This is a genomic window from Streptomyces sp. NPDC088387, from assembly GCF_044753385.1.
In the GTDB taxonomy this organism is placed as follows: domain Bacteria; phylum Actinomycetota; class Actinomycetes; order Streptomycetales; family Streptomycetaceae; genus Streptomyces.
The window spans coordinates 1-12,947 of sequence record NZ_JBIVNC010000024.1 but is presented as its reverse complement, the minus strand read 5'-3'; the positions used below and the strand labels follow the sequence as shown (position 1 = coordinate 12,947).

At 70.3% G+C, this 12,947-nt stretch carries 15 protein-coding genes; 8 read left to right on the top strand and 7 right to left on the bottom strand.

From position 1 onward, the window contains the following. Positions 1 to 39 precede the first annotated feature (39 nt). From ACIQAC_RS38810 to ACIQAC_RS38800, 3 genes are all read right to left on the bottom strand, one after another. Positions 40 to 786 carry a transglycosylase SLT domain-containing protein gene (locus tag ACIQAC_RS38810; RefSeq protein WP_402200068.1) on the bottom strand — a complete coding sequence of 249 codons (747 nt, stop codon included), beginning with the start codon at positions 784 to 786 and terminating at the stop codon, positions 40 to 42. Between the two features lie 299 nt (positions 787 to 1,085). Beyond that, positions 1,086 to 2,252: an S-adenosylmethionine:tRNA ribosyltransferase-isomerase gene (locus tag ACIQAC_RS38805; protein WP_402200067.1), complete on the bottom strand. Its 1,167-nt coding sequence runs from the start codon at positions 2,250 to 2,252 to the stop codon at positions 1,086 to 1,088. Further along, positions 2,249 to 2,947, bottom strand: a complete 699-nt coding sequence (locus ACIQAC_RS38800) for an SDR family NAD(P)-dependent oxidoreductase (RefSeq protein ID WP_402200064.1) — start codon at positions 2,945 to 2,947, stop codon at positions 2,249 to 2,251. Before ACIQAC_RS38800 ends, ACIQAC_RS38805 begins: the two co-directional genes overlap by 4 nt. A 217-nt stretch (positions 2,948 to 3,164) precedes the next feature. Here ACIQAC_RS38800 and ACIQAC_RS38795 point away from each other — a divergent pair, with 217 nt between their 5' ends. The 4 genes from ACIQAC_RS38795 (at position 3,165) to ACIQAC_RS38780 (ending at position 5,864) form a co-directional block, all read left to right on the top strand. After that, entirely contained in the window at positions 3,165 to 4,334 is a 1,170-nt protein-coding gene (locus tag ACIQAC_RS38795; protein WP_402200062.1) for a GAF domain-containing sensor histidine kinase, read from the top strand. Next, the gene (locus tag ACIQAC_RS38790; RefSeq protein ID WP_402200060.1) at positions 4,327 to 4,968 is read left to right on the top strand and encodes a response regulator; all 642 of its coding nucleotides are present in this window, start codon (positions 4,327 to 4,329) and stop codon (positions 4,966 to 4,968) included. The genes ACIQAC_RS38795 and ACIQAC_RS38790 overlap by 8 nt, the downstream gene beginning before the upstream one ends. Positions 4,969 to 5,146: 178 nt before the next feature. After that, on the top strand, positions 5,147 to 5,392 hold the full coding sequence (locus tag ACIQAC_RS38785; protein WP_402200059.1) for a chaplin: 246 nt from the start codon (positions 5,147 to 5,149) through the stop codon (positions 5,390 to 5,392). Between the two features lie 232 nt (positions 5,393 to 5,624). Next, positions 5,625 to 5,864, top strand: coding sequence for a chaplin (locus tag ACIQAC_RS38780; RefSeq protein WP_402200057.1), 240 nt, complete (start codon positions 5,625 to 5,627; stop codon positions 5,862 to 5,864). A 304-nt stretch (positions 5,865 to 6,168) separates the two neighbouring features. Here the strand turns inward: ACIQAC_RS38780 and ACIQAC_RS38775 are convergent, their stop codons facing one another. Next, the gene (locus tag ACIQAC_RS38775; protein ID WP_402200056.1) at positions 6,169 to 6,957 is read right to left on the bottom strand and encodes a hypothetical protein; all 789 of its coding nucleotides are present in this window, start codon (positions 6,955 to 6,957) and stop codon (positions 6,169 to 6,171) included. Between the two features lie 152 nt (positions 6,958 to 7,109). Between ACIQAC_RS38775 and ACIQAC_RS38770 the strand changes: the two genes are divergently transcribed. The 3 genes from ACIQAC_RS38770 (at position 7,110) to ACIQAC_RS38760 (ending at position 9,530) form a co-directional block, all read left to right on the top strand. After that, positions 7,110 to 7,901 (top strand): ABC transporter ATP-binding protein, encoded by a 792-nt coding sequence (locus ACIQAC_RS38770; protein WP_402200054.1) that lies wholly within the window; start codon positions 7,110 to 7,112, stop codon positions 7,899 to 7,901. An 85-nt stretch (positions 7,902 to 7,986) separates the two neighbouring features. Then, positions 7,987 to 8,418: an NfeD family protein gene (locus tag ACIQAC_RS38765; protein ID WP_402200052.1), complete on the top strand. Its 432-nt coding sequence runs from the start codon at positions 7,987 to 7,989 to the stop codon at positions 8,416 to 8,418. A gap of 152 nt (positions 8,419 to 8,570) precedes the next feature. Next, on the top strand, positions 8,571 to 9,530 hold the full coding sequence (locus tag ACIQAC_RS38760; protein WP_402200049.1) for an SPFH domain-containing protein: 960 nt from the start codon (positions 8,571 to 8,573) through the stop codon (positions 9,528 to 9,530). Between the two features lie 127 nt (positions 9,531 to 9,657). On the opposite strand, the gene ACIQAC_RS38755 is transcribed toward ACIQAC_RS38760, so the two are convergent. The 3 genes from ACIQAC_RS38755 to ACIQAC_RS38745 all read right to left on the bottom strand — a co-directional run bounded on the left by ACIQAC_RS38755 (position 9,658) and on the right by ACIQAC_RS38745 (position 11,784). Continuing rightward, the gene (locus ACIQAC_RS38755; protein ID WP_402200047.1) at positions 9,658 to 10,164 is read right to left on the bottom strand and encodes an HNH endonuclease; all 507 of its coding nucleotides are present in this window, start codon (positions 10,162 to 10,164) and stop codon (positions 9,658 to 9,660) included. 210 nt (positions 10,165 to 10,374) lie between these two features. Beyond that, positions 10,375 to 10,914, bottom strand: a complete 540-nt coding sequence (locus tag ACIQAC_RS38750) for a YbhB/YbcL family Raf kinase inhibitor-like protein (RefSeq protein WP_402200044.1) — start codon at positions 10,912 to 10,914, stop codon at positions 10,375 to 10,377. An 87-nt stretch (positions 10,915 to 11,001) separates the two neighbouring features. Then, positions 11,002 to 11,784: a sporulation protein gene (locus ACIQAC_RS38745; RefSeq protein ID WP_402200042.1), complete on the bottom strand. Its 783-nt coding sequence runs from the start codon at positions 11,782 to 11,784 to the stop codon at positions 11,002 to 11,004. Positions 11,785 to 11,938: 154 nt separating this feature from the next. Here ACIQAC_RS38745 and ACIQAC_RS38740 point away from each other — a divergent pair, with 154 nt between their 5' ends. After that, the gene (locus tag ACIQAC_RS38740; protein WP_402200040.1) at positions 11,939 to 12,589 is read left to right on the top strand and encodes a DNA-3-methyladenine glycosylase; all 651 of its coding nucleotides are present in this window, start codon (positions 11,939 to 11,941) and stop codon (positions 12,587 to 12,589) included. Positions 12,590 to 12,947: the final 358 nt, after the last annotated feature.

The window sequence follows — 12,947 nt, the reverse complement described above, 5'->3', positions numbered from 1 at the left end:
TTCGGCGTTCGCGGTGCGCGTGAGAGGCCCGCGCCGGCCTCAGTACGCGCCGTTGACGTTGTCGATCGAGCCGTACTTGTCGGCCGCGTAGTTGGCGGCGGCGACGATGTTGGCGACCGGGTCGTAGATGTTCTTCGGCGTGCCGGAGACGTGGTACGCGTCGAAGGTCGGGGGGATGACCTGGAGCAGACCCTTCGACGGGATGCCGTTGATGGCGTTGACGTCCCAGTTGTTGATCGCGTTCGGGTTGCCGGAGGACTCCCGCAGGATGTTGCGGTGCAGTCCGTTGTAGCTGCCCGGGATGCCCTTGGACTTCATGATGTCCAGGGACTCGCGGATCCAGCCGTCGAGGTTGTTGCCGTACGTCTTCGCGGCGACCGGCTTGACCTTCGGGCGCTCGGCGGAGCGGCTCGCGGCCTGCTCGGCCTTGCGCTCGGCGGCCTTCTCCGCGGCGGCCTTCTTCTGGGCGGCGGCCTGGGCCCGCTTGGTCGCGGCGGCCTTGGCGGCGGCGTCCGCGGCGGCCTTCTTCTTGGCCTCGATGGCCTCGATCTTGACGCTGGAGCCGGCGAGCCGGTCGGTCACGCTGGCCCTGAGCTCCTTGGCCTGTCCGGTGCCGTAGGCGACCTGGGCGACCGAGGAGGCGTCAGTCGTGGTCGTGGCACCGTCCGCGGGGACCACGGTGAACGCGAGCGCGGCGGCGCTGAGCGCGCCGACACCGGCGAGCGCGATCTTGTGGGACTTCGTCAGCGGACGATCTCGACCAGGAATCGGAAGGTGCTTCGGCATGGCGATGGAACCTCTTCGAATAGCGCGGAGGCCGCCCGGCGATCGCGGAGGACAGGGAGCTGTCCGCGAAAAAGGCCGCGGGGCGAAACCCGCGGCGCTGAGCGACGGCAGCCATTGTTAGCGGCCGCAAAATCGAGAGGCAAAGAGGCGATGTACGAAGCCGGATAGTGGATCTCGGAAGGGCAAAACGGGACAGACTAGGCAGTCTGCCCCGCTCAAAAGGGACGTCCTTATCTCCTACGTACCTTCGTACGTGATGTGCGCCCTATGTGCGGGCTCACATCGGAGGCGTAACAGTCTCACCAGGAGTTGCCGGTGCAACGCTCACTGTGAGGGTTCTCCTCCGGGAGGATGAGATGGACGTCCCCGAACTCGTGCCACAGGTAGCGCCCGCGCAGCGCCGCCTCGTACCCGCGGCCGATCGCCGCCCGCCCCGCGACCGCCTCCAGCATCAGCAGATGGGAGGCCTCCGGCTCGTGCAGCCCGGTCAGTAGCCCGTCCACCACCCGCACCCCGCGCTCCGGAGTGACCACCAGGTCCGTCCAGCCCGCCGCGGCCCGCACCGTCCCGTCCGCCCCCACGGCCGACTCCAGCGCCCGTACGGCCGTCGTGCCGACCGCGATCACCCGCCCGTCCCCGCACCGCACCGCGTTGATCAGCCGCGCGGAGGCCTCCGGCACCGCGAACCGCTCCGGATACGGCGGCTCGTGCGCCTCCGCCGACGCCACCCCCGTGTGCAGGGTGACCGGCGCGAACTGCACACCACGGCTCACCAGCTCCGCCACCAGCCGTGACGTGAACGGCCGCGCCGCACTCGGCATCTCCGCACTGCCCGTCCCGTCGGGCGACGGCAGCGCGAACACCGTCTGGTACGCGGCCAGCGGCTGGTCCCGCTCCGTGTAGGAGTAACGAATGGGCCGCCCGTGCTCGCGCAGCAGCGCGGGGATGTCCGGAGCGGACACGCGGCCCGGAGCGGACACGTCATCCGGCGTGGGTGTGCGCTCCGTGCCCTCCGCGCCCCCCGGGCCGGACGCGCGTGCCCACCACAGCCGCCGCCCCTCACCGCTCAGCGGCTCCTCCAGGACCAGCCGCACACCCCCGGGCAACCCCACCTCCACACCCGCGGGCCCGCCCGCACGCGCGCGAGAGGTGCCCTTCCCGTCGGGATCCCGCAGTTCCACGGCCCAGCGCCCGTCGTCGCCCCGCGTGGAGAAGTGCACCACCACGCGCGCGTGCCCGACCGTGCCGTCCACCGCGGCCGCCAGCGTCGGCGACGTGTTCACCACCAGCAGGTCCCCGGCCCGCAGCAGCGCCGGCAGCTCCGCGAAGACGTGGTGCGACACCTCCGTCCCACGCGACACCAGCAGCCGTACGGCGTCCCGGCCCCGGCCCGGCCCGCGCTGCTCGGCAGGCACCCGCGCGGAGAGTTCCCCCGGAACGGCCTCGATCGCGGCGGTCCCCGTCACCGCACACCCTCCATCAGCGACGGCGCGCAGTAGCGCCCGCTCGCCGGACGCTCGTCCAGCAGCCGCAGAAACGCCGGCACCACATCGGCCGGCTCAGGCCGCGGATCCCCGTCGTCCGGTACGGCCGCCGCGTACAGGTCCGTCGCCATGTCCCCGGGATCGACCGCCCAGACCCGCAGCGCGGGCTCCTCCGCGGCCAGCACCGCCGCCAGGTGGTCCAGGGCCGCCTTGGAGGCGCCGTACCCGCCCCATGTCTCGTAGGCCTCCGAGGCCGCGTCCGAGCTGACCGTCACGACCGCGCCCCGCTCCGAGGCCCGCAGCAACGGCAGTGCCTCCTGGAGCAGGCCGAGGGCCGCCACCGCGTTCACCTCCAGGGCCCGCCGCAGCCCGTCCAGCGGCAGCTCGTCCAGCCGCACCAGCGGCTCGGCACCCAGCGCGCTCGCGTTGCTCACCACCAGATCGAGACCGCCGAGCCGCCAGGCCGCCGCCACCAGCGCCGACCGGTGCCCCACGTCCGTCACGTCCCCGGGCAGCGCCGTCACCCGCGTACCGTGCGCCGCCACCGCCTTCGCGGTCTCCTCCAGAACCCCGGCCGTACGGGCGTCCAGCACCAGATGCCAGCCCCGCGCGGCCAGGGCCTCCGCCAGCGCGCGTCCCAGCCCCTTCGACGCCCCCGTGATGATCGCTACCGGCATGGCACCTGTCCCCTCGTCGTTCGGCCGCCGTACTGACCGGCGTCCCCTCAACGTAGGAACCGCGCCCGCCCCACCGCCTCGGCCACCGGCCGCAACCCCACCGGTCCCTTCGCCCTACGGCCACGGACCCTGGGCCCACGGCCCTAGGTCGTGCGGCCTAGGCAGAGGCCGTCATCGGTCCGATCCGGCTGTCCGACCCCGCCGGTACCTTGAGGACATGAGTCAAAAGCCCGGGTCGGGCCTCGCCGCGGTCAGCTCCGCGCTGCTGGCCATGAGCAGGCACCTGGAGGTGCACGACGTCCTCAAGACGATCGTCGCCTCGGCCCGCGAACTGCTCGACGCCGAGTACGCGGCGCTGGGCGTCCCCGACGACCACGGCGGCTTCGCCCAGTTCGTCGTCGACGGCGTCAGCGACGAGCAGTGGAAGGCCATCGGCCCGCTGCCGCGCCAGCACGGCATCCTCGCCGCGATGCTCCACGACGCCAAACCCCAGCGCTTGGCCGACGTCCGCAAGGACGACCGCTTCGGCGGCTGGCCCGGCGCCCACCCCGAGCTCGCCGACTTCCTGGGCCTGCCCATCCGCGACGGCGACGAGATCATCGGCGCGCTCTTCCTGGCCAACAAGGTGTGCCCCGCCGGAGAGGAACCCCCGCCCGCCCGGCGGGAAGGCGGCTGCGGCTTCACCGAGGACGACGAGGAACTCCTGGCGATCCTCGCCCAGCACGCCGCGATTGCCCTCACCAACGCCCGTCTCTACGAACGCAGCCGCGAACTGACCATCGCGCAGGAGCGCTCCCGCCTCGCCCACGAACTCCACGACGCCGTCAGCCAGAAGCTGTTCTCCCTGCGCCTGACCGCCCAGGCCGCCACCGCACTCGTCGACCGCGACCCGGCCCGCGCCAAGGACGAACTCCACCAGGTCGCCGCCCTCGCCGCCGAGGCCGCGGACGAACTGCGCGCCGCGGTCGTCGAGTTGCGCCCGGCGGGCCTCGACGAGGACGGCCTGGTCGCCACCCTGCGCACCCAGATCCACGTCCTCGACCGTGCCCACAGCGCACGCGTCACCTTCACCTCGCGCGGTATGCGGGCCCTGCCCGCCGCCCAGGAGGAGGCCCTGCTGCGCGTCGCCCAGGAGGCGCTGCACAACGCGCTGCGGCACTCCGAGGCACCCCGCGTGGAAGTGGTCCTGGAGCGCCGCGGCGGCGGAGCGATCCTGCGCGTCAGGGACGACGGCAGTGGCTTCGACCCGCGGACGGTGCGCCGCGCGGGCCGCCATCTGGGACTGGTCTCCATGCGCGACCGCGCGAGCGGCGTCGGCGGCCGGCTGAGGGTGGAATCGGCGCCCGGCATGGGCACCACGATCGAAATGGAGGTCCCCGGTGGCTGACGCAATCAGGGTGCTGCTCGTCGACGACCACCAGGTGGTCCGCCGGGGACTGCGCACCTTCCTCGAGATCCAGGACGACATCGAGGTCGTCGGCGAGGCGGCCGACGGCGCCGAGGGCGTCGCACGCGCGGAGGAACTCAGCCCCGACGTGGTGCTCATGGACGTCAAGATGCCCGGCATGGACGGCGTCGAGGCGCTGCGCAAACTCCGCGAACTCAACCACCCCGCGCGCGTGCTGATCGTCACCAGCTTCACCGAACAGCGCACGGTGGTCCCGGCCCTGCGCGCGGGAGCCGCCGGGTACGTCTACAAGGACGTCGACCCCGAGGCCCTGGCCGGCGCCATCCGCTCCGTGCACGCCGGGCATGTGCTGCTCCAGCCCGAGGTGGCCGACGCCCTGCTCTGCCAGGAGGAGTCCAACAGCGGGCAGGGGAGAGGCGGTTCACTCACCGAGCGGGAGCGCGAGGTGCTCGCCCTGATCGCCGACGGCCGGTCCAACCGGGAGATCGCGCGCGCCCTCGTCCTCTCCGAGAAGACCGTCAAGACGCATGTCTCGAACATCCTCATGAAACTCGACCTGGCGGACCGGACTCAGGCCGCGCTGTGGGCAGTACGTCATGGTGTGACCGATTGAGCGACGGTTGACGACCGGTCCACACACCCCTCGTGCGGTAATTCGGAAGGTTCCGTTCCGAGGTGAGATTCATACCGTCGTGGGAATGTCCCCCGGATGGCGCATCCTTCGGGGAGCGCCGCCGTTCTCCTTGCGTGCTGCGGCGACTGCCGCGGCAGTCGCCAAGGAGGGCTTAGAAGTGAAGAACCTGAAGAAGGCAGCGGCCGTGACGATGGTGGCCGGCGGGCTCGTGGCCGCCGGGGCCGGAATGGCCTCCGCCACCGACGGCTCGCTGGCGAACGGCGCGGCCGAGGGCTCTCCGGGTGTCGTCTCGGGCAACGTCATCCAGGTCCCGGTGCACGTCCCGGTGAACGCCGTCGGCAACAGCGTGAACGTCATCGGCGTGCTGAACCCGGCGTTCGGCAACCTCGGCCTCAACCACTGAGTGCCGTAGCGCCGCACTGACCACCGGCCTCCCGGGCGCTCCCGGGAGGCCGGTCTGTCTCTCCGCACATGGCCGGTCCGCCCTCTGTCCCGTCGGAACAATGCGCTTGTCCGCACAATGATCCGAACGGGCAGTTCGACCGGCGGACCAGTGTCAAACCGGATGTTTCCGGCGTTCTTCAGCGTACGACCCGCGGCCGGGTCGGTTACGCAATCGCAGGAGGAACGCTTCCATGAACATCGCCAAGAAGGCGGCCGTGGCCGTCACCGTCGCCGGTATCGCCGCCGGCGCCTCCGCCGGCGCGGCTGTCGCCGACTCGGGCGCCGAGGCCGCGGCCGCGAAGTCCCCGGGTGTCGGCTCGGGCCTCATCGCCCAGGTCCCCGTCCACGTCCCCGTGAACGCCGTCGGAGTCACCGCCAACCTCGTCGGCCTCCTGAACCCGGCCTTCGGCAGCAACGGCATCAACGACTGACACCACACGGTCAGGGTGGGGCCCCCGAGCGAACTCGACTCGGGGGCTTCGTCGTATGCCCGCTTACGCGCTTACGCGCTTACGCGCTTACGCGCTTACGCGCTTACGCGCTTACGCGCTTACGCGCTTACGCGCTTACGCGCTTACGCGCTTACGCGCTTGCCCGCTTACGCGCGCGGCCGTCCGCGGGCATGCGTGCCGCCTGGGGCGGCACGGGTGGGCGCGGACGGCACCCCGCACACGCCGGACTGCGCGACGCCCTCGGCCCACCCCGGCTCCGGGCACTTCAGAACCCGCCCCCGGTTCACCGCACCCCCTTCTCCCGCTCCTCCACAACGGAGTTGTACGCCGCGACCTGCGCCCGCCGAGCCACCCGCTCAACCGACCGCAACGCGGCCCCCCGCGCAGCCACCTCCCCCGAACTCACCGCCCCACCGTCCCCGTTCTCATCCGCCACGGACACCAACAACCCCACCCGCTGCGCCAGTTCGAGCACCCGCACGGCCCGCGGCGGATACCCGGGAGCCAGCACCTCCCGCCCCCGCTCGGCCCGAGCCCGGTACGCGTCGATCGCCGCCTCGGCCACCGGCCCCGACGCCGCGACGTCCAGCCGCGTCAACACCTCCGTGGCCTCCCGCAGCGCCTCCGCCAGCTCCCGCTCCGCCTCCCCGAGCGACGGCACGTCCGCGGGCGGCGCCTCACGCACCGCGAGGCAGTGCCAGACCACCTCCACATGCACATCACCCGCGGGCCCGGCCTCGTACACCTCCGGCACCAGCCCGAGCGCGGCCCCGTGACAGATCACCGCCTCCTCGGCGTCCAGCGCCCGCGCGTTGAACTCCGGCGGCCCGCTCAGCCCCAGCGGGTGTCCCGGCGCCGGCAGCGCGATCCGCAACCCCGTCGCCCCGAGCGCCCGCAGCCGCCCCAGCGCGAGCGTCAGACCAACGGGCGCGGACTCACCGGGCAGCCGCTCCACCCGGTGCACGGCGTCACCGCCGACGATGGCCAGGACGGCGTCGTCCGGCGAGACAAGTCCGGCAAGAAGGGCATTTCCCCATGCTGCGAGGCGTCCAGAGCGCGGTTCCGAAAGCATGCGTCCACCCTAAGGACCGGACCGATGGAATGGACCGGGCGGCCGGTGGCGTAGATTTCCTTGAGGGCCTGCGCCCACCGGCGCGGCGGCCCGAGCCACTGGCGTACGCGACAGCCGAGACCGGCCACACAGCAAGGGGAGACTACGCGCTCATGAGCGATGTTCTGGAGCTTGAGGACGTATCCGTGGTCCGCGAGGGCCGGGCTCTGGTGGACCAGGTCTCGTGGTCGGTGAAGGAGGGCGAACGCTGGGTGATCCTCGGACCCAACGGCGCCGGCAAGACCACCCTTCTGAACATCGCGTCGAGCTACCTCTTCCCGAGCAAGGGCACCACCACCATCCTCGGCGACACCCTCGGCAAGGTCGACGTCTTCGACCTCCGCCCCCGCATCGGCATGGCCGGCATCGCCATGGCCGACAAGCTCCCCAAGCGCCAGACCGTCCTGGAGACCGTCCTCACGGCCGCGTACGGCATGACCGCCACCTGGCACGAGGACTACGACGAGATCGACGAGCAGCGCGCCCGCGCCTTCCTCGACCGGCTCGGCATGTCCGACTTCCTGGAGCGCAGGTTCGGCACCCTCTCCGAGGGCGAGCGCAAGCGCACCCTGATCGCCCGCGCCCTGATGACCGACCCCGAGCTGCTGCTGCTCGACGAGCCCGCCGCCGGCCTCGACCTCGGCGGCCGCGAGGACCTGGTCCGCCGCCTCGGCCGGCTTGCCCGCGACCCCATCGCCCCCTCCATGATCATGGTCACCCACCATGTCGAGGAGATCGCCCCCGGCTTCACCCACGTCCTCATGATCCGCCAGGGCAAGGTCCTCGCCGCGGGCCCGCTCGAACTCGAACTCACCTCGCGCAACCTCTCCCTCTGCTTCGGCCTCCCGCTCGTCGTCGACCAGGTCGGCGACCGCTGGACCGCACACGGCCTCCCGCTGTCCTGAACCGCGCCGCCCCGCACCACAAGGCGGCGGTAAGAAGCCCCCGGGCACCCTGTCCCTGACCGGACCGCGGACCTACCATGACCATGTGAACGACATAGACGCTTGGGTGTGGTGGCTCATCGGCGCCGCGGCGCTCGGAATCCCGCTGGTCGTCACCGCGATGCCCGAGTTCGGGATGTTCGCCGTAGGAGCGGTGGCCGCAGCAGGCGTCGCAGGCCTCGGCGGCGGTGTCGTCGCCCAGGTCCTCGTCTTCGTCGTCGTCTCGGTCGCCCTCATCGCCGTAGTACGGCCCATCGCGGCCCGGCACCGCCGGCAGAGCCCCCAACTGGCCACCGGTGTGGAGGCGTTGAAGGGCAGACAGGCCGTCGTCCTGGAACGCGTCGACGGCGCCGGCGGCCGTATCAAGCTCGCGGGCGAGGTCTGGTCGGCCCGCGCCCTCGACACCGACCGTGCCTACGAGGCAGGCCAGTCCGTGGACGTCGTGGACATCGAAGGGGCCACGGCGATCGTCATGTGACCTCGCACGACTCAACTGAACCGAACGTCCACCGAGGCATACGACGGTCTGTCAGACTCGACCGGCAAGATCTTCAACCAACAAGATCTTCAACAGACATAAGATCTGCAACGGCAGGTCTGCCGAGGCGGAGAAGGGTACGGGCAAAGTCGATGGAACCGGTCATCATCGTCTTGATCATCCTGGTGGTGTTGGTCTTCATCGCCCTGATCAAGACGATCCAAGTCATCCCGCAGGCCAGCGCCGCGATCGTGGAGCGCTTCGGCCGCTACACGCGGACGCTGAACGCGGGCCTCAACATCGTCGTTCCGTTCATCGACACCATCCGCAACCGCATCGACCTTCGTGAACAGGTCGTGCCGTTCCCGCCGCAGCCGGTGATCACCCAGGACAACCTGGTCGTCAACATCGACACGGTCATCTACTACCAGGTCACCGACGCCAGGGCAGCGACCTACGAGGTCGCCAGCTACATCCAGGCCATCGAGCAGCTCACCGTCACCACCCTGCGCAACATCATCGGTGGCATGGACCTGGAACGCACCCTGACCTCCCGCGAGGAGATCAACGCGGCCCTGCGCGGCGTCCTCGACGAGGCCACCGGCAAGTGGGGCATCCGCGTCAACCGCGTCGAGCTGAAGGCGATCGAACCGCCCACCTCCATCCAGGACTCGATGGAGAAGCAGATGCGCGCCGACCGCGACAAGCGCGCCGCGATCCTCCAGGCCGAAGGTGTCCGGCAGTCCGAGATCCTCCGCGCCGAGGGCGAGAAGCAGTCCCAGATCCTGCGCGCCGAGGGTGAGGCCAAGGCGGCCGCCCTCCGCGCGGAGGGCGAGGCCCAGGCGGTCCGTACGGTCTTCGAGGCCATCCACGCCGGAGACCCGGACCAGAAGCTGCTCAGCTACCAGTACCTCCAGATGCTGCCGAAGATCGCCGAGGGCAACGCCAACAAGCTCTGGATCGTCCCCAGCGAGATCGGCGACGCCCTCAAGGGCCTCTCCGGCGCCATGGGCAACTTCGGCGGCGGCGGCTTCGGCAACGCGGGCAACGGCGGCAGCCAGGACAACGGAGGCGCGGCAACGGAACGCCGAGAAAAGCCGTCGATCGACTAAGCCCTCAAAAGCGGCTGTGGTGCGCCCATGATCGGAGGCGCGCCACAGCCGCTTTCAGGGGCGCGGGGAACTGCGCGACAAGCCACACGCGACCCGCCCCCGACGAACGGCCGAAAGTCCCCAGGCCCTAAGCGGCGGCCGACGCAAGCCACTCCGGCAACGCGTCGTAGTCATCCTGGGCCAGCGCCAGCAACATCGCATCGGCAGGCGTAGGCTCGAACGGCGCCCGAAGCAACGGCATCCCCGCCTCCGCAGGAGTCCGGTTCGCCTTGCGGTGATTGTCCTCCGCGCACGAGGCAACGGTGTTCAGCCAGCTGTCCTGCCCACCCTGCGACCGCGGCACCACGTGGTCCACGGTCGTCGCCCGCCGGCCGCAGTACGCGCACCTGTGCCGGTCCCGCACCAGGACACCCCGCCTCGACCACGGCGCTTGTCTTCGGAACGGCACCCGTACGTACCTGCACAGCCGGATCACGCGCGGCGCCGGTATGTCCACGGCGGCACCGCGCATCCGCAGCTCGGGGTGGGCCTGCTCCACAACGGCCTTGTCCTGAAGCACCAGAACGACGGCACGGTTCAACGTCACCGTCGACAGCGGCTCAAAGCTCGCGTTGAGTACCAGCGTGTCCCGCATACCAGCCCACCTCCCGTGTGCACCGGCCCACCCCCTGGCGGGCTGGGATCAACTCTGGCCGGGCACGCCGAGATGGACAACGCAATATCTGCTGCTCCGCGAAGGGTGACCCCCGCAACTTCCCCGGCAACAAAAATGCCCGCCCCTGATCACTTCCAAGACCAGAGGCGGGCAAACGTTCAGTGAACGCTGAGAGGACCGGGTTCTGGGTCAACCCTGCCCGGGGTTCTCGAACTCACCGATCAGCCGGGCACGCGCCAGCGTGTGGAACCGCAGGTTGAAACCGACCACGGCCGGACTGACGTCCGCGTCCGGACCGAGCTTCTCCTGGTCCACCGCGTACACCGTGAACACATACCGGTGCGGTCCGTCCCCGGGCGGCGGCGCGGCACCACCGAAGTCCTTCGTCCCGTAGTCGTTCCGCGCGTGTACGGCCCCCTCGGGCAGCCCCTCGAACTTGCCGCCGCCCGCACCGGCCGGCAGCTCGGTCACCGAGGCCGGGATGTCGAACAGGACCCAGTGCCAGAACCCGCTGCCCGTAGGGGCGTCCGGGTCGTAGCAGGTCACGGCGAAGCTCTTGGTCTCCGGCGGGAAGCCCTCCCACCGCAGCTGCGGAGAGGTGTTGCCGGCCGCCTGCACCTGAGCGTCCTTGAGGGTCGCGCCCTCGGCGACGTCCTCGCTCGTGACCGTGAAGGCCGGCACGGGCGGATGGAAGTCGTGGGGGAGCGGCCGCCTCTTGAGCTCGGACACCTCAGTACCTCCTGATCGGATGGTTCAGTGACTTTCGAGCCTAGAGCCTGGCCGGAGGATCGGCCCGGCCCGGCCCCGGGCCACGCCCTAGAACCAGTTGCGCTTGCTGCCGACCTCGGAGAGCCACTGGTTGAGGTACGCCGCCCAGTCGGTCTGCTGGTAGTCCTGAAGACCCACCTGGAACGAGCGGAAGGTGTCACTGCCCTCGCTGAACAGACCCGGCCGCTTGTCCATCTCCAGCACCACGTCCATGGCGTTGGAGTCGGCGACGAAGCTCAACTCGACCTGGTTCAGACCCCGGTACTGCTGCGGCGGCAGGAACTCGATCTCCTGGTAGAACGGCAGCTTCTGCCGCGTGCCCCGGATGTGACCGCGCTCCATGTCCGCGTTCTTGAAGCGGAAGCCCAGCTGGATGAAGGCGTCGAGGATCGCCTTCTGCGCGGGCAGCGGGTGCACGTTCACCGGGTCCAGGTCACCGGAGTCCACCGCACGCGCGATCTCCAGCTCGGTGGTGACACCGATGTGCATCCCCGGCAGCGAACGCCCCTCGATGGTCGTGATCGGCGTCTCCCACGGGATCTCCAGGCCGAACGGCACCGTGTGCACGTTGCCGGCCTGCAACTCGAAGGCACCGCCGAGCCGGACCTTGGTGAACTCGATGTCCTGCTTGTACTCGGTGTCCTGGCCCTCGACCTCGACCCTGGCCTGGAGCCCGACCGACAGCGCCTCGATCTGCTGGTTGACGGAACCGCCCTGGATCCGCACCTCACCCTGGACGACCCCGCCCGGTACGACGTTGACCTCGGTCAGCACGGTCTCGACGGAGGCCCCGCCTGCACCCAGGCTCGCGAGCAGCTTCTTGAACGCCATGTCTCTCCCTTTCGCGCCATTGCGCGTGGATCCGCAGTCTCTGACCCCTACAAACGCGATCCGGCCGTGCCCGGTTCCGTGCCTTCACCCTGACAAGGCGAAGGCTCGCCGCCCACCCCGTGCCGCCCACCCGTCTGCACTACCCTCGGACGGCGTGATCGCGACCCCCGACCGTACGCCCCTGCCCAGGCGGTTCTTCGACCGCCCCGTCCTGGAGGTGGCCCCGGATCTCCTCGGCCGCATCCTCGTCCGCACCACACCGGACGGTCCGATCGCCCTGCGCCTGACAGAGGTAGAGGCCTACGACGGCCCGAACGACCCCGGCTCCCACGCCTACCGTGGCCCCACACCCCGCACGGAGGTGATGTTCGGCCCGCCCGGACGCGTGTACGTCTACTTCACCTACGGCATGTGGCACTGCATGAACCTCGTCTGCGGCCCGGACGGCAAGGCGAGCGCGGTACTGCTCCGCGCCGGCGAGATCGTCGAGGGCGCCGAGGCCGCCCGCAAACGTCGACTCTCGGCCCGAAATGACAAGGAACTGGCCAAAGGACCGGCACGTCTGGCCACCGCCCTCGACGTGGACCGCGCCCTCGACGGTACGGACGCCTGCGCCACCGGCGAGACCCCGCTGAGGATGCTCACCGGTACGCCTGTCCCATCTGACCTGGTACGCAACGGTCCGCGCACCGGTGTGGCCGGCGACGGCGGAAACGGCGACCTCCACCCCTGGCGCTTCTGGATCGCCAACGACCCTACGGTGAGCCCCTATCGGGCCCATGTCCCCAGGCGCCGCCGAAGTTGACTCGGCTCTGGAAGGTGCGTAACGTGGCCCGAGCCGCTGAACCGGGTACTGCGTTTGCCAGCAGCCGGAGCGGCCAACCCACTAGCTCACGAGAACCCTCAACGGGGTCGACTTCGGCGTGCCCGCATGCCGGAATTCGAATCCCTGGGCCCCGATTATGACTCGGGCGGGGAATCGGTTAGCGTAGTGAATGTCGAAAGGCGACGGGCGAAAGCCCAGGCACTTAAGGCAATCCCGCCGACAGGGAATCGGATCAAGAAAAGGATCTGATAGAGTCGGAAACGCAAGACCGAAGGGAAGCCCGGAGGAAAGCCCGAGAGGGTGAGTACAAAGGAAGCGTCCGTTCCTTGAGAACTCA

Bases quoted from the DNA above. Each gene is read 5' to 3' on its own strand.
- ACIQAC_RS38760 (WP_402200049.1), top strand. From the start codon at position 8,571: ATGGAACCGGTCATCATCGTCTTGATCATCCTGGTGGTGTTGGTCTTC.
- ACIQAC_RS38770 (WP_402200054.1), top strand. From the start codon at position 7,110: ATGAGCGATGTTCTGGAGCTTGAGGACGTATCCGTGGTCCGCGAGGGC.
- ACIQAC_RS38780 (WP_402200057.1), top strand. From the start codon at position 5,625: ATGAACATCGCCAAGAAGGCGGCCGTGGCCGTCACCGTCGCCGGTATC.
- ACIQAC_RS38795 (WP_402200062.1), top strand. From the start codon at position 3,165: ATGAGTCAAAAGCCCGGGTCGGGCCTCGCCGCGGTCAGCTCCGCGCTG.
- ACIQAC_RS38800 (WP_402200064.1), bottom strand. From the start codon at position 2,947: ATGCCGGTAGCGATCATCACGGGGGCGTCGAAGGGGCTGGGACGCGCG.
- ACIQAC_RS38745 (WP_402200042.1), bottom strand. From the start codon at position 11,784: ATGGCGTTCAAGAAGCTGCTCGCGAGCCTGGGTGCAGGCGGGGCCTCC.
- ACIQAC_RS38810 (WP_402200068.1), bottom strand. From the start codon at position 786: ATGCCGAAGCACCTTCCGATTCCTGGTCGAGATCGTCCGCTGACGAAG.
- ACIQAC_RS38775 (WP_402200056.1), bottom strand. From the start codon at position 6,957: ATGCTTTCGGAACCGCGCTCTGGACGCCTCGCAGCATGGGGAAATGCC.
- ACIQAC_RS38755 (WP_402200047.1), bottom strand. From the start codon at position 10,164: ATGCGGGACACGCTGGTACTCAACGCGAGCTTTGAGCCGCTGTCGACG.